Raw genomic sequence first — 22556 nt, forward strand, 5'->3', positions numbered from 1 at the left:
TTTTAGATATTTGGAGAGCCGTTTTGGTGTTGAGACCGGCGCTCAACGCCAATTTAAGAATTCGGTGGGTGATTTTGGCGTTGAGACTAATTGTACTGGACTTTTTAACCGTCCCCGTGTTTCATCATGGAAGTTGTGGTAAAAAGGTGCTTTCATTAATGTTTTCGGTCTTTGGTATGTTTCGTGTATGTTTATCAAACATCCAAAAAACTCCTACCAAGAAAACGATCATTCCGCTAACGCAAATGACGGCTGCACTGCCGAAAAGTGCACCTGCGCCTCCACCAATTAATGATCCTAATGGCATCGCAATCCCACTTATACTATAAGAAGCTGAGAAAACTCTCCCTAATAAATCCTTTGGAATACTTTTTTGCAAGCAAGTGTTGATTAAAATGTTGGTCACACCACCGGGTAACCAGGCTAATCCATACGTCAGGATGGTTAGCCATGTCCATGGACTAAAAACCGCCACCGCCCACATGAAACCACTTATTAAAAAGGCGACGGAATAGACTTTTCCCAACCCATACCCTTCTAATTTTAAGTAAGGAGCAAGTAATGCCCCGGAAATACTCCCGATAGCTTGTGCGGTCAACAGGAGTCCAAAAACTTGCGGACCGCCTTTTTGTTGACTAAATGCAGGTAAAACAACAAAGGTTGCTCCCCCAACTAAATTAATGACGATCACCCCAAGCAATAGTCGAGACAAGGTTTTATGAAACAAAACGCTTATACCAATCTTTAACTCACCCATATACTTTTTTACTGAAGCTGACAATGATTCAGTTTGCGATTTTTGGGTGGCACCGCTTGCTTGCTTTGGAATGCGTATCAATGAAAACAAGATTGCTCCTAGGAAAAACATAATGGAATCTACAAAATAAATCGAAACAGCCCCAATGGCGATGATCAATACCCCTGCTAGCGAGTTACAAGCCATATCAATTCCTTGATAAGCAAGAGAGAAATAAGAATTCGCTTTTGATAAATCCTTACTATCGACAAACTTTGGTAATGAAGCCATCTGGGCTGGAAATACCAACATATTTAACGTTGTTAATATTGGGGAAATAATAAGAACCATAACAATGGATAGTTCCCCCAAATAGTAGGTAGCGGGTATGATGACTAACAGGACGGCCTGAATGATTTGTGTATAGACAAGTAGGGAACGAATCGGCAGTCGATCAATAAACGGTCCCGCCAATAACTGAATAAACCTTGGAAAAATCGTGAGAAAACCAGCTAAACCGGTATAAAAGGTCGAGCCTCCTAAATCATAAACAAGCCACATGGATGCAACGGCGTAAAGACTATCACCAATATTGGTGATCACTCTGCCAAGAAACATCCATAGAAAGTTTCGGTTTAAAAATATCCCCATCCTATGTCACCCTTTACTTTTCATTCTCACGCGGCTTAATGGCATTCAATTTTACCCCAATGCTATATTCCTGACTTTCCATCCCCTCCGTCTGGGCTGATGTTTTTTCTATCCACTTGTCTAGAAATTGTTTAAACTCATTGTTCAATTCAGCATGCTGTTCCGGCGTAAGGTTGAGACGAACACTAATCATCGTTGAATGACTAGATTGGAAATCATCTCTTAAAGCCGGATCAATCGGCTCATCACTGTAGGAATTAAACCATTTTGCCTTTGCTTTGTAATATTTCTCCATAACGCCACCAAACGGTTTCTCTTCCACTAAATCAATTAATCCCCCTTCATACAACTTCCTAATGTGATAATGGACATTCCCAGGAGAGTGCCCAAGTAAGTCGGCCACCTGTTTGGACGTTTTCGGCTCCCCCGCTAATTGCCTCATTATTTTTACACGTAGTGCGTTACCAAGTAATTTTGACTGCTCCACTGATATGTCCATTGAGTTATCTTCCATTAATATCCTCCTATAAAAATAGTTCAATCTGTAAAAATAGATTATCAATCTGTAAAATTAGATTACCACAAACTTCCACATAACAAAAGCCCTTTTTTTAAATAAAGTAAATAGAATGAAAATTAATCATAGGGGAGTTCTTTAAAGAAGCTGCTGGTAAGGGGAAAAGCTCTCTCTACGACACTTTGAACACTTTTCCACGTTGTTTTGTCGTAGAGAAGCCATCTCTACGACACTTTGACCACTTTTCCACGCCGTTTTGTCGTAGAGAAGCTCTCTCTACGACAGTTTGACCACTTTTCCATGCCGTTTTGTCGTAGAGAGGCTCTCTCTACGACAGTTTGAGCACTTTTTCACGCCGTTTTGTCGTAGAGAAGCTCTCTCTACGACACTTTGACCACTTTTCCAGGTTGTTTTGTCGTAGAGAAGCCATCTCTACGACAGTTTAAACACTTTTTCACGCCGTTTTGTCGTAGAGAAGCCGTCTCTACGACACTTTGACCACTTTTCCATGCCGTTTTGTCGTAGAGAAGCCATCTCTACGACAGTTTGACCACTTTTCCACGCCGTTTTGTCGTAGAGAAGCTCTCTCTACGACAGTTTGAACACTTTTCTATGCCGTTTTGTCGTAGAGAAGCTCTCTGTACGACAGTTTGAACACTTTTCTATGCCGTTTTGTCGTAGAGAAGCTCTTTCTCTACGACAGTTTGGGCATCTTCTGTCCGTACAACCATTCTGTTCGGACTTAGTTTCGCTTTTTCCAGTCTACATAAGTTTTGCAACATGAAGTGTGCGTTTTAATATTTTTGCCATTTGTGCCCGGGTTAGGAGATTGTTAGGGTCAAATGTGTTGTCTGTTTTACCTGTCATGATATTTAAGCTGTTTAATAGATTGATATGTTCTTTAAATTCTGGGCTTATACTAGTTAGGTCCTTAAAGTTTGCTTCTTTAAATACTGGAGCCTGATAGTTCACATACGCTAGTATGCGTGCCATAAAGGCTGCCGCTTGTTGGCGTGTAATATACTTCTCCGGCTCAAAGGTGGTTGCTGTTGATCCGGTCGTAATGCCTGCTTCCAGTAAGGCTTGGACATCCTGTTCATACCATTTCCCTTTTGTATCGCTAAAGTGATTTTCATTCAAAGCCTGTAACCCGAGGGCACGGCTAATCATGACTGCAAACTGAGCCCGTGTGATCGGTTTGTTTGGTGCAAACTCATCGGTATTTTCACCTTTGATGACATGACGACTTGCTAAGTACTCAATTTCTTCTTTATTAAATGTGTTTGTAATGTCTTTAAATGTTACCGTTTCCTTTGTAACTACAAACGTTCCACCTGTTTTCGTTAAAATAACGATGTCCCCATTCACAATGGTATGTGGGACGGCTTGGTAATCACCATTAACAAGCTGAAGCACCACCGTACCGGAAGTCATTCCCTTCACTGGAATGGTTAGTTTCATATATTCTCTGCTTGCCTCCATATTTTTGGTTACACCATTTTGATTAACGGTTTCAAGCTTTAGCTGAATGACATGGTCTTGTTCTTCTACAATTTCCTCCAACCCTACGATTAATTTTTCCGTTGCACTGAAAATATCTGAAAGTAGGAGAGCTTTTGGTAGTTCAACTTTTGCCCCGGCATTATTTTTAATCGTTAAGGTTGTTCTCTTGTCTTCTTGTAGGGCTTTTCTTATCTTTGCTACATTTATTTCTGCCTGAATATTTTTTGTAGATGTTTCGATTACTAATGCATCCTCATCTGTCGATGGTTTATTTCCGCCTGTCGTTGTGTCATTCCCACTTCCTTCTGAAGAGTCAGGCTCTGTCGCACCAATATCTTTTCCTAAATTAGTCGTGTACAGCCATTCTAATGTATCGCCATCTTTTAAATGCAATTGACCTGCAAACACCTTTGGAAAAACCCCATTCACACGGTACATCCACCCGCTTCCAGGGCCATGGTCTAATTCCTCTAGACCATTAATGCCCATTATATATACGCTGCCATTGAATGGGCGAGAAGTGATATTTTTCTTGCCAATTGCTTTGACAAGGACAGAGTAAGCTGTATCGTTTTCTTCGATCACAACCGTTTTGGCATACATGCTAGCACCATTAAGACCGGTAACTTTTACATTCGCTTGCGGTACAGGCTGAGTAGCCGTACTTTGGAATAGAACAGGAATGGTTTCAACGCTTTTATTTCCTTGCGAGTTGACCGCAGTTATTTCTAAATAATTTACCCCTTTATGAACGATCGCTTTATATGTGTTTTCAGTAGAATAAACAGTAATATCATTTAATGTCACAGTTGGGGTTAGTTCGCCGTCGATATTATCAAAAGCTGTAACCGATACACTTAATAAAGGTTGATCATTTTTTAATTCTAGTTCTGCAATATCAATAAAAGGCTTAGTGTCTTTATTTATTTCTGGTAGTGGGTCAATGATTTTAGCAGATTCATTGAACATCGATGCCTTCGTATATAAATCGGCTAAAGCACCAAATGCAGCTTCAGTTGACTTTAATTCATCAAATTCATACTCAGGTTCAAACTCATCCCCAAACTTAAATCCACCATTTTTAATTTGTTGTGTAAGTAGAGCTTCTACCATTGTCCTGCCGTTCTTTTTCCACTTGGCATCGTATGGATTTTCCCCTACAGCCACTAATCCTTGAATGATGGTCCCAATCGCGAACGGATTATTCGTATAGCCACCATAGTTAAAACCGGCATCTTCATTTTGCTGCGACTTTAAGAAATTTAAAATGGATGTAATTTGTTGATTCACTCCAGCTATATCACGGTGCTTCGAAAGGGCAATTAAGGCAAGTGCCCGTAATTCAGGTTCCTTATAGGATCCTTCCAAAATTGGTCCGTTTAAGCCCTTTAACAAATCTCTAATCGCTAATTCTACTTGATAGGGTTCTTGAATTAAATCTAAGGCAATTATCGACCAGGCTTGCGTCGCTACGGATGCTTTGTCAAAATTGGCAAACATCGTAAAATGGCCATCGGCATCTTGAGAGTTGACGAGTGGTGTGACTAAATCAACGACTGGCCCTTTGTATGTTTTGAATTGCTTTGGATTTTCACTAGTTGCTACTGCTTGTAATATATTTTTCGCATAATACAGAGCGTATTTTTCATCATGATGACCGTATTCCCGTAAATGCCCGATGGAGCGCATTTGAAGCTGACTAAGCTCAGGATTGTTGATAACTCTGCTATAGGCCAATGCTGAAATATAATCGAATTGTCCCTTATTTTCTAAATACTGCTTCATGCGATCTACTGCTTGGACAACATGCGTTTGAATGGATTCTGGATTCCGGGCAACCTGAATTTCTAACGCTTTAGCATTCATTCCTTCTGCTTGTGCCAATAGGATGTATGATCCTGGTTTGTTGAAACGTACAACTGAACCATTGACGATGGCATCTGGACCTTCAACCGTCCATGTAATCGTAGCATCCGTTACTTCTTCGCCTTCACTATCATTCACAGTAGCCGATAGTTGGATATCTTTATCCGTTACCGCTTCATCGATAGGATTAATTTTAAGGCTAAATACTTTTTGGTAGTCGATGACGTCGATGATTTTTTCCGCCGAAACTCCTTTTGCTTCTGCTCGAATGTGTAAGGAACCCACTTCGGTGGCGGTGAACGTTCCAGTCGAAGGCTCTCCGTTAACCGTCCAGTTCATGTCTGTGTCGATTTCATTTCCATTTTGGTCAAGCAATCGTCCTGTTAAAGCAAATGGAACATTTACCTTTACTTTCTCTGGTAATTCCAATTTAATCGTTGTCGGCATGTTACTATTCTTTTGTTTTAATAGAGAATAAGCATTTTTATTCGTCAGGAGATAGCTTAGTGCATTCAGCCCGATACCTGTCGATTCAGATTGTAAGCCTGATAGATTGGGAATCATCCCATTCGTAATATAGGCATTATTGTATTGATTTTGTAATACAATGTTTGCTAAACCGTAGATATCAAAGTCTCCTAAGTCAGTTTGCTGCTTTAGACTTAAATAATTTAAGACGGCGACTGCATTTCGCTCTGCATCCTTGTTAAACTTGCCCTCACTATAGTTGGATTGATAGAAGGCAACTATTTTTTCCTCCGCTTCCAAAAATAGTGCTGAGTTTTCTGTAGTTACCAAGCGTTCATTATTAATAAGCGTTATGGCTTGTAAAACTTTTGCCGTTCTCGAGACATCAGGCGATCCTAATGTTTGGATGTACATTAAGCCATCTTTTTCTACTAACTCGGCTAGTAATGCTGATGTGACTTTGTCAGCCGGGATTTCATCGAGAATAAATTGCGCTAAAAAAATATGAGCTGCATGCTCTGCGGCAATACTACTTACATTTGCCAATTGCTTGTGCAAATCTCCCACATAATCTGTCCCATTATATGTATAGGGATCTAAGCCGGCTGCTTTTAACGATAGAACATTTCTTGCAGCATTAAAGGCATCCTGACTTGTTGAAGTAGAGGAACCATTTACATGATATAGATTAATGATTTTAACTAGATTCGCTGACTCATACCCAAATGTTTTTAATGCGACTGCATCTTCAAAAGAGCTCAACTTAGTTTGTTTTGTTAAATGACCAATTCCCTTTTCAATCTTTGGTAACATTGGACTTAACTGTGCATCATCCATAACAGTGAACGAAAGGACTTTTCTTACGCTTTCATAACCTTCTACTGTTACCGTTACCGCTGCTTGACCAGACTGTTTCGAAACGAGCTCATTTTTCTCATTTACTTCTAGCACGGCTGGATTAGAAGATTGTAAGTGAAACCTAGCATTCCGCGGTGTTTGGTACTGATCCTTTGCAATTAAGAGTGGTTTAAATATGGTTCCCTTGACTAAATAAGGCAGGGTGACATTTGTTGCTTCAATCGTTTTCGGGGAGAAATCAAAATCAAGATTCTTAAATTGCTCTCTGGCATCCTGAATCATGGATTTTCTCTTTACTAATGACGTTAACCCGATTAAGCTCCAGTGCGAATTAGCTAAAGTTTCATTGCTCTGCCCTGTTACCTCGCCCGCTTTCAAGCGATTAAAAAACGCATAGCTATCACTTGTATGAATTAAGTTGCTGTATGCTTCCAAAACGGAAATATACTGGTCGTCTTTGATTTTAATATGCCATTTTTCATTTAATGGGTCTTCACCAAGGGCGTATAAATTATCTACATATAATCCTAATCCTTGAGTGAAATAGGTACCGCTTTCTTTATAATGCGTCAATAGCTCTTCTCGTAGCGCTTCTGCTTCTTCACTTTCATAATTGGCAAGTGCACTGACTGTTAATCCCAGCAGCAAACCATTTGTTGCACTTTTGATATCCGGAAGCACTGTTTTCAAATGATGGAGCGCCGTTTCTCGATTATAATTAGCACCGATAAATTCCAAGGCAAAAAGTGCATTTACAAAAGGATCTGCCTTACGGTCATTATTGTAGGAGCTCGGCTCCGAAAATGAAAAATAACCTTCACCCGTTTGAGAGTTACTTAACTTGCTTGCAAAATTGTTCCCTTCATAAGCAAAAGGGTTGGACTGTGTTACCGCTAACAGCATAACGGCATTACTATAATTCGAAAGGGTTTCCCCCAAAATGCTTGGCCTTGCCTTAGCTTTTAATAGATTTCTATCGACTTGGCCCGTTTGCCATAAGGATAAAATTCGTTCATACGTCAAAGAAGTCACAAATTCCGCATTACTCCATAGAATCCCGCTCTTGGCTTGCCATTGTTCAGCTAATGGATCGTCTATGGAAAGCGATAGCGGCCCTTGCTCACTTGGTACCACACTCTCAACTTCCTCTGCCATCGTAGCTGGTGACAATAGCGAAAATGTTAAAATCCATGCAATCGTTACCTTTAGCCACTTTTTGTAAATTCCCATCCACCTAAACCTCCTTTTTCTGATAGTGAATTTCCTAGCTCATAAACTCCCTCAACAACAAAAAACGGTGTTTCTCCAAATAGAGAAACACCGTTAACAGTAGAAAAAAAGGTAAAATAAACATACCTATCCGTCTATTGCCGTAAGTTCTCCTAGCTTCCGAGGGGAGTTGATACGATGAAATAAAGGCAGGTATCCTGGCTCGTGCATCCCTTTTCAGAACCTTCCCATCTACTAGAAGAAGCATTTTCTTCACTCGACAGTGGTATTACTCTGTGGTCATCTGCACTTACAGTTGCGGAAACAGCTTCGGCTTTTTACCGAATTCCCTATTAAGCTCATTTCTGAGCACCATTATTCTGCAATTCTTATTCACTTCTCATAGAGTGTAGCATAATAATCGCCAGATGGGGAGAACGACTTTCAAAAAATTCTAATTTGTAGACGAAACACGGGGACGTTTCTGATATTTCATTTAGTGAAACATCAGAAACGTCCCCGTGTTTCACTTGAAAGGTCGAGGGTTCTTCTTAATAGTAGACAGAAGATGATTTGCGTGCCAGATAGCTGGAAAGGAGTATTTTTCGTTTGAACTGGTTTCATTTAAAACAACTTCAGATAGGGCTTTACCATTATTCCAATTTCGAAAGGATGACTCTAATAGGAAAACATTTTGTACCCAGGCTTCTATACTTTCTTTGGTTAATGATCCCGTTTTGCTCCACTCGTCCATGATATGAAACAGATTTTGAATATCGGCACTCACTCTATGCAATGTTTTTAATAGGAGTTCTCCTTCCTGAAGCTGTGCCTTGCTTTTTTGGGATACAGGATTATATTTCAAGCTTAATTCAGCTTTCCCAATCATTTTTTCAACTTCAAACAACTTCTTGTGTAATAGCTTAAACTCTGAATGGAAATAGTTTTGTTGAGGTGCCCCTGCTTCAAGCCATACTGCCAAAGAATTCAGCTTATTTGCTAATTGATCCGGTAATGCTACCACTTTTGCAATGGCTCTCTTTGTGAAATTTGGGGGAGGGAAGATTAAATAAAGCAACAACGCTACTGCTACGCCAATAATGGAATCTCGAATTCGATCTAGCCCATATCCATGCAGCTTATGTTCAAATTCAAGAACAAGCACGACACTTATCGCAATTTGATGAAGACTTGTGGCATTGGCCCCTAAAAGAAGCGGAAAGATAAGACTGACCAGCATAATAAAAGCAATTGACCAGCCGTTTGCATGTAGAGAAGAAGCAAGAATGGAGACGGATGTTACTCCAATGATCGTGCCTATTATTCTTGCTATCCCAAATCTGATGGATTTAATAAGTGTTGCTTGTAAACAGAGAATGAGTGAAATTGGACCTAAATAAGGATATTTGGAACCAAATAAAATGGCTAATTCCCATGAAATCGCTGATCCGATGACCATTTTGAGAATAAGGCTCACTTTTTCCGGTATTGTTAGTTTAATGGTATTCACATACTAACCTCCTGATAAAAACATCAGTGATTAGTTTGTTTTTTACTACCATTATTTATTCACGACCCACAGCGACGGTTCTGATGTTTCGTTCAGTGAAACACCAGATCCGGCCCCTTGTTTCACATATTTCGATCCATCATTGCTGGGATGTTGATTTCTTTTACACAGGTTGCTTTTGATAGCTTTGTAATTGTCTTTGCTAGTAGGACAATATCCTGTAATGGAATGCATGTGCCTTGATAGCGAGTTATGGCCTTTTCAATTCCTTCTTCATACGGGATTCCTGTACCTAGGCTTCCTGGATTCATGCAGGTGACTGCGATTCCATACTCTCTTAAACTCTCTCGCAGCGCATAGGCAACCCCGCGAATACCAAATTTAGAAGCCACATACGCCGGTTGCTTGCTAACATTATTTTCAAGGCCATCCGTTGAACCAATTAAAATTACTTTGGCATTGGTAGATTTTTTGAGATTTGGTATCAATTTTTGCAAACATAGAATGGCAGATGTCGTATTGACCTGGATGATATTAGCAATCTCTTCGGGATTATCCTTTTCAAAATCATAGTGGGACTGCCAGCCGTCCGTTTCCCATATTCCGGCATTATAAATTAGTACGTCAATTGGCATATCCTTCACGGACTTCGCTATCTGTTGGCTAGCAGATTTTAACGATAAATCTGCCTCAATCCAAATTCGTTGGACGCCATCATTCAGTGCTAAGCTATCTGGACGACTCCTCGAAATCATCCAAACGGTGTCCCCATCCTCAGGCAATCCTCTTACAAATGCATCTCCTAATCCTCTACTAGCTCCTAGAATCATATAATTCATGATATTTCCCTCCTTATTCACAATCCCTTTAAAACTACTATTATTCACAGCGATTTGGTAAAATGTTTGAGAGACCTTTGTCTTCTTCGTAAACCTTATTGAGATGGGAGTAAATCTAACTTGAATAACCTCACGCTATATAAAAATTACCGACAAGTTGGTATAGACTTAAATACTGAACTAATTCAACAGGTAGACGTACAGGTTTTTGTAAAAGCGGCAAGCCTCCTTGAATTATTTGAAAAAGGAAATGTTGTCATTAAACAAAGACAGCAAAGTGACTATCTCTATGACTTTGTTCTACACGAGAATCTTAATAATGAATACACTATGGTTGAAAAATATAAAGCGAGCTATACGAATGAGGATGAGTTAAAGACAAGGGTATTGGATGCCTTTCTGTCTTCCTACACTTCCTTATTTAAAATCGTATCGGTTACACCAGAAACCAGTACACTTGAGCTTGAAGATTTATTGAATCCTGATCGGGAAAATCTTTTCGTTACCGACCTGAATTTTAGTAAAAAAGCAAAACCTAACCTACTTCTTTTTACTAGAATCCTTCCGTTCAATGATCTATTCATGCTTTCTGGCTCAAGTTTTATATTCAAAGAAGAACACGAAACCTTTATTCTTACAAGATACAAGAAACTAGTAAAAAAAGTTCCATTAGAAAGCGAATCCGCCAAACGCTTCGTCGCCTTCTATCAGCTCAACCAGACAGACGGCCTTATCTCTATTAAGAAATAATGGGTCAGGGGGACTAGGCTTAAAACGACAGAAGTGAACAGCACTATGTGCTGTTCGCTTTTTTGGTGTTTGGGCTTATGTGAATTAACACCTTGTTCGGACAAGGATTTGCTTTTTGGGCCTTGGGCTGTCCGAATCTCTACCCTATTCGGACTCGGTTTTGCTTTTTGGGCCTTGGGCTGTCCGAATCTCTACCCTATTCGGACTCGGATTTGCTTTTCGGAGCTTGGGCTGTCCGATTTGATACCCTATTCGGACTCGGTTTTGCTTTTTGGGTCTTCTCCTGTCCGAACTACTATCCAATTCCATTCGCTAGCCGTTCTGTTTTTCCTTTAACTCTTTTAATGAGTAGAAAGTGCCCCGCCATTGGATGCCGCCTTTGATGTAGGTTAAGGCAACTGCTCGTATAGTTGAGTAAAGGGAAAATGGTTGTTGTGATTGGGTACACAGCTAGTTTCCACAGAGAATAGCTGGTCATTTTTACAATTGTTACTCCATAAAGGGCTAGAAATAGGATTAAGAAAAGGGCACTCAAGAGCTGAACCGTAGTGTCGGTCGAAAATAGTGTGAAAATGGGTAAAAAATGAGTGACTACAATCGAGGTAATCGCAAACACCGTGACAGCCAAGGAATAGTGCAAACCGGCAAAGGTATTTTTTTCTAGACCTTTAATGGCCTCCTTTAAAGAGGGATACCATTCCACCCATAGCTGATGAACTCCCGATAGAAAACGTTGCTTATAGCCCTGTTGTTTAATCGTTTGCCCTAGCTTCAAATCATCATCGGGACGATTTTTAATCGCTTCATGGGTTCCGATACTTTCATAAACATTCTTTTTTAAAAGATTAAAGGCACCGATTCCCATTCCACCTTTTCTTGAATGGTCGTGGTTTGCAGTCCAAGGCCGTTTGAATACACTAAAGCCATAAAGAAAATAGCTGATAAAGGCTTGAAGCCAGAATCCTTTTGCCTGTAAATCAGGGGCAATGGTCAGATGATCGACATTTTGTGCCTTCATATAGGTGAGAGCCTTACTAATGGTGTTCGTTTGGAATACAATGTCGGCATCGGAAAATAAAAGAAACGGCCCGGAAGCAGCTTGATACCCTTTATAAAGGGCATGGTTCTTCCCAAGCCACCCACTTGGCAATGATTCGATATGTATAGGAATGATTCGATCGTGTTGCTTAGCTAACATGTCAATGATCAAGCCTGTTGCATCTGAGGAACGATCATTGACCACGATCAATTCTAGCTCCTTATGTGTCTGGTTCAGTAGTGATAGAAGAGTCGCTTCAACTGACTTTTCCTCATTCCTTGCGGCTATAATAACCGAAACCTTTTCATCATTTGCTAAAGGTTCGATAGCAGATAATGGCTGAACGGCTTGAATTCCTCTCCATGTATCAAGAAATATGATGATCCCGACGATGATCATGATACTTAATACCAGAATCATGATTATTCCCTCCCATAAATGAAACCGAGTTCTTTGACTGTATTTTACCACAAAAAAATCGGTCAATTCTTGTGGTTTAAGAGGACAGATTCCTTGTACCAACTCCAATTGAGTATCGATTCTTTATTATTAATGAAATGGGAAAGAGGGATAGGACTGCCTATCCCTCTTTCTCTATTCTAAATAGCTCTCAAACCACTGGTCAATCTCTTTGAGTATTTGCTCGCGATGTGTACCTAAGCCATGATTCCCACCAGGATAAGAAATAAATTTATATTCCTTATTGTACTCCTTTAGTTTAGCAGCTAAATTTTCTGCCTGTTTAACAGAAACATGCGAATCCGCGTCGCCGTGTAATATTAAAAGTGGAACATTTAGTTCATCCGCCCAATAAACAGCTGATCTTTTCATATATTCTCCGCTATCTTTGATAGGATTCCCAACTAGTGGTTCAAGAACTTGACTCTGCATATCGGCTCGATCGTAATAGACTTTAAATAAATCCGATACACCGCCTACAACAGCAGCTGCTTTAAGATTCATTCCATGCTTGACGGCTAAGTAAGTCATCATCCCCCCACGCGAAGCACCTAGCATGACCATATTATTTGAATCTGCGTAAGGAAGTTCCTCCGCTACCTTTTCAAGATTTAATACATCGTTGACATCCCCTCCTCCGAATTCATCCTTTCCTTCTGAAAAAACACTACCACGATATTGTGATGCTAATACGACATATCCTTTTTGGGCCCACGTCATTAACGCTTCCAATTTATCTTCATATATAGCACCATAATCACGGTTTCCACCCCTATTAAAAATGAAAACAGGTGCTTTTCCTTCTGGTATTTCTGCCGGTTTTATGATGTATCCATCCACTTTTAATCCATCACTAAGATAGGACAGCTCAAACACCTCTACCCCGATAAAAGCATCATTCACTACCTGAACCTGTGAAACAATAATACCCTTTTCCTGCGTCTTCACTTCTTTCGTACAAGCTGATAGTAATAGAAGCATCATAATAAAATAAAACCAATTCTTTTTCAAAAGAGTCACTCCCAGAATCATGAAATTAATATTTTTTAAATATTAACACAATTTTTGTATGATTCCTGAGCGTGCTTAATTTGTTAGAAAAAACTAACAATCTCACTTACAAAAAAATGGGAACGTGGGTACAGCTCCACGTGCCCACGTCCCATCAAGCACTACTTAGTCAGCCAGTGGCCTAACTTTTTCAATTAAGAGGTTTGTAAACTTCTCATTTTCCTCAATTAAAGCCATGTGCGCTGAATTTTCAAACCAGATATACTCTTTATATGGCGCTTCGACAAAGTTAAAGTATTCTTCTGCTACTTCAAAGGTGGTGAGATAATCATGGCGGCCAATGAAAAAGAAAATAGGCACTTTCCATTCTGGAACTCTTTCAAAGAAATTAATCGTTAACAGTTCTCCCCATAGGGCATCGTTAGAAAATTTCCTTCCAGGCAGGTATTTTGTGAAAATATCGAAAAAGGTATATTCCGTACAATTCATTAGTTCCTTGAGGACCATTTTTACCAATGGGCCTTGGGAGGAATGATTGCGCACATAGCCACCATAGGTAGCTAGCCATTTTCTCTGTATGTCCAAGGCTTTTCCCGAAAAAGGTGGTTGGCCAAGCTTCTCTAATTCCTTCAGGGCTTTTCCGTTTTGTGTTTCTCTTGCCTTTTGCATCACATACTCATAGGAAATCCGTTCGCTTTTGTTCATGTTCGCAATCTGCCCTAGTCCAATATAGGCATGAAACCGTTCAGGATATCGTTGGACGGCTAGCGTACCAATTACACTTCCCCAAGAGGAAGCAACCAAAAATAGTTTCTTTTGATTGAATCGCTCGCACAATGCGTCTGCAATGAAGCCAATATCTCTGACAAAATGTTCAATGGTCATTTCGCTTTCCGGAATATCCTTCGAATACGAGAGGCCCGCCCCACGCTGATCCCAATTCACTACAATAAAGTGTTCCTCGAGATGGGACATATACGTGCGCGCAAAGGAAATCGCTGCGATTCCAGGCCCACCGTGGATATAAAGAAGAATTGGATTTTTTACGTTTTGCCCTCTGATTAATAAAAATTGAGTCAAGCCGCCAATATCCATGCTTTCTAAACTAGCTATCCCATTGTCTTTTCCGATTATTTTTGGTGTAGTTCTTTTTATCAAGAATATCCTCCCCCTCATATGCTAAATATTCTCTGAAAAATAAAATATTCCTCTTGACTGGGATATTGCCTTACTAGATTTAATTTTTTAACGTATAAATACATGATAACTACATATCCTACTCCTATTTAGGGGGTGATGGAATGGCAAATAAAAACCAAGACAAAAATGTTAGTGAAGGTGTTAAAAATGTGGCCGGCAACGCCTTTCATGCCATGCATGCTGGGTTAGAAGCTACCGAAAATGCTGCAATGAATGCTGTAGATGCAACTGCCGATGCAATTGACAAATTAACAGACGATACTAATGATAATCGCCGATAAAAGGTGGTTGGAACGCCCATTCGAGGCGTTTTTTCTTTATCAGTCTAAAGGAGGCAGGGAATGGGGATATGTGAGCTTTGTGGGCGTGAAAATGTGGAAACCACCATCCATCACCTATTACCAAAAGAAATGGGCGGAACTTTCGGCGAAACGGCTGCACTTTGCATTCCTTGTCATAAACAAATTCATGCGCTTTATACTAATGAGGAAATTGCCGCTCGACTTACCACCCTCGACCATTTACAAAAAGATGAACAATTATCCCGTTTTCTAAAGTGGATTCGCAAACAACCTCCTACGAAATTAATGAAAATCAGAAAGTCAAATAAACGGAAACGAAAGTGATCTCATGGTTTTTCCTACTAAGTAGAGTAGGATTCGAATAGCCACTTGATTTGGACTCGGGTTGGTTTTTTTAGTCCTGGCCTGTCTGAATAGCCTCATGATTCGGACTCGGGGTGGCTTTTTTGACCTTGTGCTGTCCGAATAGCCGCCTTTTTCGGACTCGGATTGGCTCTTTTGACCTTCCGCTGTCCGAATAGCCGCCTTTTTCGGACTCGGATTGGCTCTTTTGACCTTGTGCTGTCCGAATAGCCGCCTTATTCGGACTCGGATTGGCTTTTTTACCCTGGTCCTGTCCGAATAGCCGCCTTATTCGGACTCGGATTGGCTCTTTTAGCCTGGTCCTGTCCGAATTGCCGCCTTATTCGGACTCGGATTGGCTCTTTTAGCCTGGTCCTGTCCGAATAGCCCCGGATTCGGACTCGGGTTAGCGTTTTTGGCCTGGTCCTGTCCGAATAGCCACCGGATTCGGACTCTGGTTGGAGTTTTTGACCTTCTGCTGTCCGAACTTCCATCCAGTTCGGACTAATTGCACTTTTTTCATCTTTCTCTGTTCAAATCACCTCCCGATTCCTCTCACATACCTTCTGTTCAACGATTTGCCATAATGTTTTTACGGAATTGTGAAGGTTTCTAATACCCCCACATTGTTTAATCGATTTCTTGTATATTAATAGTGTAATCATTCATTAAACCAAAATGATCCTTTGAGAGGAAGTTGATTCATATGTTAGTGAACTTTTTAAGAAATAATAAGATTGCGGCGGCCCTATTTACATTACTTCGAATTTATTTAGGTTATGCCTGGTTAAATGCAGGGATTCATAAGTTAACTGGTGGGTTTGATGCGAGTGGATTTTTAAAAGGGGCGGTGGCCAATCCGGTGGCAGGTCCAGACGGAATTGTCTACGGAGGCTGGGTACATTTCCTTGAAAGCTTCGCGATTCCTAATGCTGATCTGTTCAATGTACTAATTCCTGTAGGCGAAACTTTAGTTGGTATTGGTTTAATTCTTGGATGCTTAACTTCTGCGGCTACTTTCTTCGCGGTAGTGATGAACTTCAGTTTCTTGTTATCAGGTACTGTATCTCATAACCCAACTGACATCCTGATGGGTGTACTGATTATGGTTGGTGGTTATAATGCTGGTGTCTTTGGACTTGACCGTTATGTCATTCCATTTTTCAAAAAGAGATTTGGTAAAGAGATGAAAACTAATAAAATAGCCTCTTAATAGTCTTGGCAAGTACAACAATTGGATATGAAACAGTGAAGCAGGGTTCAAGGCTAATGAACCCTGCTTTTCTTGAACAGCTTGTGAGAGCGCTAGGACTGTTCTGAAAGGTAACTCGATAACCGTCTCCGCGTTTCATACATTTATATTCTCCCCTGAGGGAATGCTCATATTGTAAATATTTTTAGGGGGAGTTTGAGGATGGAAATTGCTATTATGGGTGCTGGGCTCTCCGGTTTAGCTTGTGCGATTACCCTTGAAAAACATGGAATCAGACCAACGATCTTTGAAAAACGGAGCAAAGTAGGAGACAGGTTTGTTAATGGTGAGGTTTTGCTTTCGATTTTCAGTCGCCCTGTTCATGATTGCATTGCTTCCTTGTCGGATGACTATGGAATCTATCTTAAGCCAACATCCAATATTCAACGAATGGAGCTTTTTTCAAAAAATGAAACGGCCATCATTAAGGGGCATCTTGGGTTCACCAATATTCGCGGCAGGGAACAGGATTCATTTGAAACACAGCTGAAACAGCAAATAAAATCACCCATTCATTTCAACTCTGAGAAAACATATGAAAAATTACTCCATGAATTTACTCATGTCGTAATGGCAACTGGAGACGGAGCTTATGCAAAAGAGGCGAATAACTACAGAGAAGATTTATCCGTGTCGATAAAAGGGGCAACTGTTGAGGGTTCATTTGACCGATATACAGTGATGGCTTGGCTGAACTACGACCTTGCCCCATATGGTTATGTTTTTCTTATTCCTTTTTCAGAAAAAGAAGCCAATATCTCGATAGCCATTCCTGACCTTCCGGAAAACGCTGATGTCAATATTAGTGAGCTATGGGATCAATTTTACCCAATGGCACAGTCACAGTTAAACCAAGATTTACGGATAACGGATCAATTTCAAATTACTCAGTACTCCATCGGAATTTGCCAATCATCACGTATTGGTAATACCTTTTTTGTGGGCAATTGTTTTGGTACAATGATGCCATTTATGGGATTTGGCCAGTATGCCGCGATTTTAAGCGGAGTTTACGCTGCTTATGATTTATGTGGTTTAGGCAAGTATGAGGAATTAATGGAACCACTTCGAAAAAGCTATGAAAATGCTCTTGTCCTTAGAAGAACGATGGAACAACTAACCAATGAGGGAATCGACCGGATCATCCGTTCACTCCAAGGTCCATTGGGGGAAAAGTTGTTCACGGTCAAAACCATTAACCCATTAAAAGTAGCTAGCTATTTCCTAAGACCGTATATCAAAATAAAAAAAGGAATGACCTCCTAGCATCACCAAATTTGCGGTCATGCCATGCCGGATTCGTCCAGTTGAAACAATTATTGGACGTTTCGGCTTTCGGATCAGCCGCTTCGTTTATTTTCTCTTTAGGTAAATAGCCATTGATATATATATACTGAAAAGGATGACAAGAAATAAGGGCGTTGGGAATGGATTCATCCTGCACAACCTCCTATTTTAGTTCGGCTAGGGATGGATGAAAAAAACATAATAGTATGATGATAATAGGAATGGATACGACTAAAGCTTTCAAAGGATGACGAAAATGAAGTCGAATGAGTGTAAAAGTAATGAGATTAAACAAAGTTGACCACCACAGATTCCAGCCATTTTCATGGACAAATAACCCCTTTTTCTCAAACAACCACTCAATCAACGAAAAATAAGCCACCCATACTCCTAAATAAATGAACTTTTTTCTTCTTTCTTTCGGAAAATACTGAAGATAAATCATCAACACAACAGGTACAATGAAAAAAGTAAACACGAGTTCAATGAACGTATGATTTAACCAGGGTATCGTAACTGCTTTATATTCCCATAAAGTGTGTTCATAGAAAAGAAAATTATAAAGCATGTTACAAATGATAAAATATTGGATTGTCGGATAAAACTCCCTCCACCGTTTCCAATCAACAAATACCTTTGCAAAAACCACGTACACGGCCACAACTAACAACAAATACATTCGCATTCCTCACTAGATTAAAATGAAAACAAAAATACCATAAAACATAGTTTGCCCCAAAAAACAGAAACCTAAAAAGTGACCATAATAATTTAGAGAAATTTATGTTCTGATAAGGTTTATAACTCCCTGTTCAAATATTTGCCATAATGCTTTTACGAAATTGTGAAGGTTTCTAATATCCCCACATTGTTTAATCAATTTCTTGTATATTGATAGTGTAATCATTCATTATTCAAAAATATCCTTTGAGAGGAAGTTGATTCATATGTTAATTAACTTTTTAAGAAATAATAAAATGGCAGCGGCTCTTTTTACATTACTTCGAATTTATTTGGGCTATGCATGGTTAAATGCCGGGATTCATAAGTTAACTGGTGGGTTTGATGCAAGTGGATTTTTAAAAGGTGCAGTGGCCAATCCAGTGGCAGGTCCAGATGGAATTGTCTACGGTGGCTGGGTACATTTCCTAGAAAGCTTTGCAATTCCAAACGCTGATCTGTTCAATGTGCTAATTCCTGTAGGCGAAACTTTAGTCGGTTTAGGTTTAATTCTTGGATGCTTAACTTCTGCTGCCGCTTTCTTCGGGGTAGTCATGAACTTCAGTTTCTTGTTATCTGGTACTGTATCTCATAACCCAACTGACATCCTGATGGGCGTTCTAATCATGGTTGGTGGCTACAACGCTGGAGTCTTCGGACTTGACCGTTATGTCGTTCCATTTTTCAAAAAGAGATTTGGCAAAGAGAAAAGTAACAAAATAGCCGCTTAGTGTATTCCATAACAGGGCAACAATAGAATAAGAAAGAGTGAAGCAGGGTTCATGTCATAATGAGCCCTGCTTTTCTCTTTCACCTAGGCATTCTTCAATCGCAACATGATTTCCTCCTAAGTTTCTTTTGTGCTGGTAAAAGAAACACGAGAATGTCCCGGCGTTTCATTTACATCCAAACTGAGAACTGATCTGCTGGGATGGGTTTGCTGAAGTAATATCCTTGAACGTAATCGCAGTTTAATGATTTTAGCAGTTGTAGTTGTTGTTCGGTTTCTACTCCTTCAGCGACGACTTTCAGGCCTAAACCTTTGGCCATTAAAATTATCGATTGAACAATGAAGGAATCTTCATTGTTTTCTTGAATGTCTTTGATAAAGGAACGGTCGATTTTCAGGCAATCCGCCTTAAATTTCTTCAAATATCCAATGGAAGAATAACCTTTCCCAAAATCATCGATGGAGATGGCCATTCCTAATTCCCTTAATAATTGAATCGTAGATACGCCTAATCCTTCGTTTTTAATTAAAGAGTCCTCGGTAATTTCTATCTCGATTAAGCTTGGCGAAATGGAATACTTCCCTAATTGCTTCTTTATTTTTTGGACTAAATCTGCCTTCATCAATGTTCTTGCTGAAATGTTAACTGATACAGGCACGAGGCGGCGGCCTTCTCGTTTCCATTCATTCAATTGCTTACAAGCTTGTTCCATTACCCATTCGGTCATTTCATGAATTACGCCTGTTTCTTCTGCTAACGGAATGAATTCTCCGGGCGAAACAATCCCCCATTTCGTGTGGTTCCAACGAATTAATGCCTCCGCCCCTACAATTTCACCCGTTGCTAAATTAATTTTTGGTTGATAATGGAGAATGAATTCTTTTCTCATAATGGCTTTTCTTAAATCATTTTCGAAAATATATCGCTTATATGGCTCCGTATTTAACGACTTCGTAAACAGCTGGACATTATTTTTCCCAAGCTCCTTGGCGCGGTATAACGCGGCATCAGAATTCATTTTTAAATTTTTCAGCGTATCACCATCATCTGGAAAAATACTAATCCCTACGCTAGTTGTAATATGTAATTCATACCCCTCGATGAGAAATGGCTTTTCGATTTCACGAACCACCTTCTTACCAAATTCAAGAGGCTCTAAGTTTTCGATATCCTCCATAATAATCGCAAATTCATCTCCACCAAGGCGAAAAATGAAACCCTTATCGGCAAGCGAGGATAGCCTTTTCGACACTTCACGTAAAAGGGTATCCCCGACATCATGACCTAATGTATCATTAACAAATTTGAAACGATCCAAATCTAAGTAAAATAAAGCAAATTTATCTTGGTTCGTCTGACTTTTACTCGCCAGCTTCATGAGCATTCCATCAAACATTCTCCGGTTTGGTAGCTCAGTTAAATAATCGTGATAGGCAAAAAAATTAATTTCCTCTTCACTTCGTTTTCGTTCCGTAATATCTTGGATTATTCCATCAATCCGTATTAATTTCCCTTTAGTATTTTTAATTGGAAATACTTTACTTTCAATCCATACAATCTCTTCATTCTTATTGATAATCCGGTATTGTTGTACTTGCATGTCTCCCCGTGTAAGATCCATATTTCGCTCGAGATAATAGCTCCGATCATCCTGATGAATGATTTTTAGCCATTCTATTTTTCCCGAGAGAAAATCGTCTAATTTATATCCTGTGAGTCTACCAACCGCTGGTGAAACAAAGAGAAATTGTTTTGTTCTAAAATCCTTTGACCAAATTCCTACATCAATATTTTGGGCTATGTTTTGAAATTTTTCTTCACTTTCTTTTAGTTGGCTAACAGCCCTAATTTGGTCGGAAATGTCATAAAGGATTCCAATAATCCGAGCGACTTTCCCACGATGATCACGTTTGGCCACTGCCCTTACATGCACCGTAATAATAGAGGTATCTCTTTTTTGGATACGGTATTCAATGTCGATTTTTTCACCAGTTCGTATGGCTCGCTGAAACTGGTTGTCGACCCGCTCCCGATCTTCCGGACTAATCATCAATAGAAGGCTTTCGTATGTTACGGCTATTTCTACTTTTTCCTTTATTCCTAAAATCGAAAACAATGAATCCGAGCAATAGACTAGATTGGTTTCCACATCGTAATCCCAACTTCCAAGCTTCGCAACCTCTTGAGCTAAATTTAAACTTTTCGTTATTTTTAACAATTCAGCCTCTTTTTGTTTTTGTATCGTTAGATTTCTCGCAAATGCGAAGATGCCGATTATTTTTCCATTCATATTCATTGGAATATTGGTAATATCTAATTGGATGATGTGCCCATTTTTATGAATGACTTCACACTGATATTGTTGTTCTTCTCCCTTTAAAGCAAGATTAAAGTGATTTAAAACTTCTTCTTGATATGAATCTTTTATTAAATGATGAAAGGTACCCGTTAACTCCTCTCGACTATATCCGATAAACTCTTTGACTTTATCATTGATTTGAATAAAATAGCCCTCACAATCCAGAATAAATACAACATCTGGGTAATGTTTAAACAAATAGGAATAAAAATCGGGTTGTATATCGGAAAATGAAATTTGTGGTTGGCTGGTTCTTTTACCAGCTCCGTCTCGTATTTTTTTGTGTTTCCCCACCATTTTAGCCCCCCCCTATACACAAGTACCCGTTATCGACTACTTTGAATTCTCTTATCCCTGTTCTGTTCTATAAATGCGCGGGAACATCTTCTTATGAATACTATTTCCAGTGAACTTCCATCTTATTTCAGAATACGACCGATTTGGACAATGTATTGTCCCTAGTTTCGCTCAGGGCCTTCACCGTTCACTTTTTTGGGAAATCCACATAGACTATCGTAATCAATACCTAAGGATGTCTGATGATGAGAATGATAAGACCAACAGAAACACACATACAACCTATTATTGGCCAAGCTTGGACAGGAAGACATGTTATTTTGCTTTATTGTACGATAGACAATCAGTTTTCAAACTTGTATAAAAGCTTTCATGCACCTATTGAACCGCCTCGCTCAAATTGTGCAGAAACATTATCACAGCTACTTAGCATCGGATACAAGCTCCATGCTGTCACCCCCATTTCTTCCAACATCATTCAATACTTTTTAGTCCTTTAACTTAAAGGAGTGAAGCCTAAAGGAATTGTTGGGATAGCTCCCGAGATTGCTGAATAGCATACGAATCGGACTTGATTTGGATTTTGGGACCTGTGCTGTCCGAATAGCCGCCTTATTCGGACTCGGGGTGGCTTTTTTAGCCTGGTCCTG

At 39.7% G+C, this 22556-nt stretch carries 17 protein-coding genes and 1 riboswitch; of the genes, 7 read left to right on the top strand and 10 right to left on the bottom strand.

What is annotated here, in order from left to right; translation table 11 throughout:
* Positions 1-124: 124 nt before the first annotated feature.
* From ACX9YW_RS21905 to ACX9YW_RS21925, 5 genes are all read right to left on the bottom strand, one after another.
* Positions 125-1387, bottom strand: coding sequence for an MFS transporter (locus ACX9YW_RS21905; protein ID WP_460350609.1), 1263 nt, complete (start codon positions 1385-1387; stop codon positions 125-127).
* A 13-nt stretch (positions 1388-1400) separates the two neighbouring features.
* On the bottom strand, positions 1401-1901 hold the full coding sequence (locus tag ACX9YW_RS21910) for an ArsR/SmtB family transcription factor (protein WP_460350611.1): 501 nt from the start codon (positions 1899-1901) through the stop codon (positions 1401-1403).
* Positions 1902-2666: 765 nt separating this feature from the next.
* Positions 2667-7829 (bottom strand): S-layer homology domain-containing protein, encoded by a 5163-nt coding sequence (locus tag ACX9YW_RS21915; RefSeq protein ID WP_460350613.1) that lies wholly within the window; start codon positions 7827-7829, stop codon positions 2667-2669.
* A 170-nt stretch (positions 7830-7999) separates the two neighbouring features.
* Positions 8000-8200: riboswitch (cobalamin riboswitch) on the bottom strand.
* 134 nt (positions 8201-8334) lie between these two features.
* Positions 8335-9318, bottom strand: coding sequence for an FUSC family protein (locus ACX9YW_RS21920; protein ID WP_460350615.1), 984 nt, complete (start codon positions 9316-9318; stop codon positions 8335-8337).
* Between the two features lie 122 nt (positions 9319-9440).
* Entirely contained in the window at positions 9441-10160 is a 720-nt protein-coding gene (locus tag ACX9YW_RS21925; protein ID WP_460350648.1) for an SDR family NAD(P)-dependent oxidoreductase, read from the bottom strand.
* 117 nt (positions 10161-10277) lie between these two features.
* Here ACX9YW_RS21925 and ACX9YW_RS21930 point away from each other — a divergent pair, with 117 nt between their 5' ends.
* Positions 10278-10907: a DUF7986 domain-containing protein gene (locus tag ACX9YW_RS21930; RefSeq protein WP_460350618.1), complete on the top strand. Its 630-nt coding sequence runs from the start codon at positions 10278-10280 to the stop codon at positions 10905-10907.
* A gap of 295 nt (positions 10908-11202) precedes the next feature.
* Here ACX9YW_RS21930 and ACX9YW_RS21935 read toward each other — a convergent pair whose 3' ends face one another.
* The 3 genes from ACX9YW_RS21935 to ACX9YW_RS21945 all read right to left on the bottom strand — a co-directional run bounded on the left by ACX9YW_RS21935 (position 11203) and on the right by ACX9YW_RS21945 (position 14574).
* Entirely contained in the window at positions 11203-12366 is a 1164-nt protein-coding gene (locus tag ACX9YW_RS21935) for a glycosyltransferase family 2 protein (RefSeq protein WP_460350620.1), read from the bottom strand.
* Positions 12367-12540: 174 nt separating this feature from the next.
* Positions 12541-13416 carry an alpha/beta hydrolase family protein gene (locus ACX9YW_RS21940; protein WP_460350622.1) on the bottom strand — a complete coding sequence of 292 codons (876 nt, stop codon included), beginning with the start codon at positions 13414-13416 and terminating at the stop codon, positions 12541-12543.
* A 165-nt stretch (positions 13417-13581) separates the two neighbouring features.
* Positions 13582-14574 carry an alpha/beta fold hydrolase gene (locus tag ACX9YW_RS21945; RefSeq protein WP_460350624.1) on the bottom strand — a complete coding sequence of 331 codons (993 nt, stop codon included), beginning with the start codon at positions 14572-14574 and terminating at the stop codon, positions 13582-13584.
* Positions 14575-14717: 143 nt separating this feature from the next.
* Between ACX9YW_RS21945 and ACX9YW_RS21950 the strand changes: the two genes are divergently transcribed.
* The 4 genes from ACX9YW_RS21950 (at position 14718) to ACX9YW_RS21965 (ending at position 17778) form a co-directional block, all read left to right on the top strand.
* Entirely contained in the window at positions 14718-14897 is a 180-nt protein-coding gene (locus ACX9YW_RS21950; RefSeq protein WP_460350626.1) for a hypothetical protein, read from the top strand.
* Between the two features lie 60 nt (positions 14898-14957).
* Positions 14958-15242: an HNH nuclease-like protein HlpB gene (gene hlpB, locus ACX9YW_RS21955; RefSeq protein WP_460350628.1), complete on the top strand. Its 285-nt coding sequence runs from the start codon at positions 14958-14960 to the stop codon at positions 15240-15242.
* 724 nt (positions 15243-15966) lie between these two features.
* Positions 15967-16473 (top strand): DoxX family membrane protein, encoded by a 507-nt coding sequence (locus ACX9YW_RS21960; RefSeq protein WP_460350630.1) that lies wholly within the window; start codon positions 15967-15969, stop codon positions 16471-16473.
* 201 nt (positions 16474-16674) lie between these two features.
* Positions 16675-17778: an NAD(P)-binding protein gene (locus ACX9YW_RS21965; protein ID WP_460350633.1), complete on the top strand. Its 1104-nt coding sequence runs from the start codon at positions 16675-16677 to the stop codon at positions 17776-17778.
* Between the two features lie 184 nt (positions 17779-17962).
* Here ACX9YW_RS21965 and ACX9YW_RS21970 read toward each other — a convergent pair whose 3' ends face one another.
* Positions 17963-18478, bottom strand: a complete 516-nt coding sequence (locus ACX9YW_RS21970) for a CBO0543 family protein (protein ID WP_460350636.1) — start codon at positions 18476-18478, stop codon at positions 17963-17965.
* Between the two features lie 268 nt (positions 18479-18746).
* On the opposite strand from ACX9YW_RS21970, the gene ACX9YW_RS21975 reads away from it, so the two are divergent.
* The gene (locus ACX9YW_RS21975) at positions 18747-19250 is read left to right on the top strand and encodes a DoxX family protein (RefSeq protein WP_460350639.1); all 504 of its coding nucleotides are present in this window, start codon (positions 18747-18749) and stop codon (positions 19248-19250) included.
* A 169-nt stretch (positions 19251-19419) separates the two neighbouring features.
* Here ACX9YW_RS21975 and ACX9YW_RS21980 read toward each other — a convergent pair whose 3' ends face one another.
* Positions 19420-21906, bottom strand: coding sequence for a sensor domain-containing protein (locus ACX9YW_RS21980; protein ID WP_460350642.1), 2487 nt, complete (start codon positions 21904-21906; stop codon positions 19420-19422).
* Positions 21907-22148: 242 nt separating this feature from the next.
* Between ACX9YW_RS21980 and ACX9YW_RS21985 the strand changes: the two genes are divergently transcribed.
* Entirely contained in the window at positions 22149-22406 is a 258-nt protein-coding gene (locus tag ACX9YW_RS21985) for a hypothetical protein (RefSeq protein ID WP_460350645.1), read from the top strand.
* Positions 22407-22556 lie beyond the last annotated feature (150 nt).

It is taken from the genome of Pseudoneobacillus rhizolycopersici (genome assembly GCF_054786815.1).

Bases quoted from the DNA above. Each gene is read 5' to 3' on its own strand.
- ACX9YW_RS21950 (WP_460350626.1), top strand. From the start codon at position 14,718: ATGGCAAATAAAAACCAAGACAAAAATGTTAGTGAAGGTGTTAAAAAT.
- ACX9YW_RS21910 (WP_460350611.1), bottom strand. From the start codon at position 1,901: ATGGAAGATAACTCAATGGACATATCAGTGGAGCAGTCAAAATTACTT.
- ACX9YW_RS21960 (WP_460350630.1), top strand. From the start codon at position 15,967: ATGTTAGTGAACTTTTTAAGAAATAATAAGATTGCGGCGGCCCTATTT.
- ACX9YW_RS21980 (WP_460350642.1), bottom strand. From the start codon at position 21,906: ATGGTGGGGAAACACAAAAAAATACGAGACGGAGCTGGTAAAAGAACC.
- hlpB (WP_460350628.1), top strand. From the start codon at position 14,958: ATGGGGATATGTGAGCTTTGTGGGCGTGAAAATGTGGAAACCACCATC.
- ACX9YW_RS21935 (WP_460350620.1), bottom strand. From the start codon at position 12,366: ATGATTCTGGTATTAAGTATCATGATCATCGTCGGGATCATCATATTT.
- ACX9YW_RS21975 (WP_460350639.1), top strand. From the start codon at position 18,747: ATGTTAATTAACTTTTTAAGAAATAATAAAATGGCAGCGGCTCTTTTT.
- ACX9YW_RS21985 (WP_460350645.1), top strand. From the start codon at position 22,149: ATGATGAGAATGATAAGACCAACAGAAACACACATACAACCTATTATT.
- ACX9YW_RS21965 (WP_460350633.1), top strand. From the start codon at position 16,675: ATGGAAATTGCTATTATGGGTGCTGGGCTCTCCGGTTTAGCTTGTGCG.
- ACX9YW_RS21905 (WP_460350609.1), bottom strand. From the start codon at position 1,387: ATGGGGATATTTTTAAACCGAAACTTTCTATGGATGTTTCTTGGCAGA.
- ACX9YW_RS21915 (WP_460350613.1), bottom strand. From the start codon at position 7,829: ATGGGAATTTACAAAAAGTGGCTAAAGGTAACGATTGCATGGATTTTA.
- ACX9YW_RS21970 (WP_460350636.1), bottom strand. From the start codon at position 18,478: ATGTATTTGTTGTTAGTTGTGGCCGTGTACGTGGTTTTTGCAAAGGTA.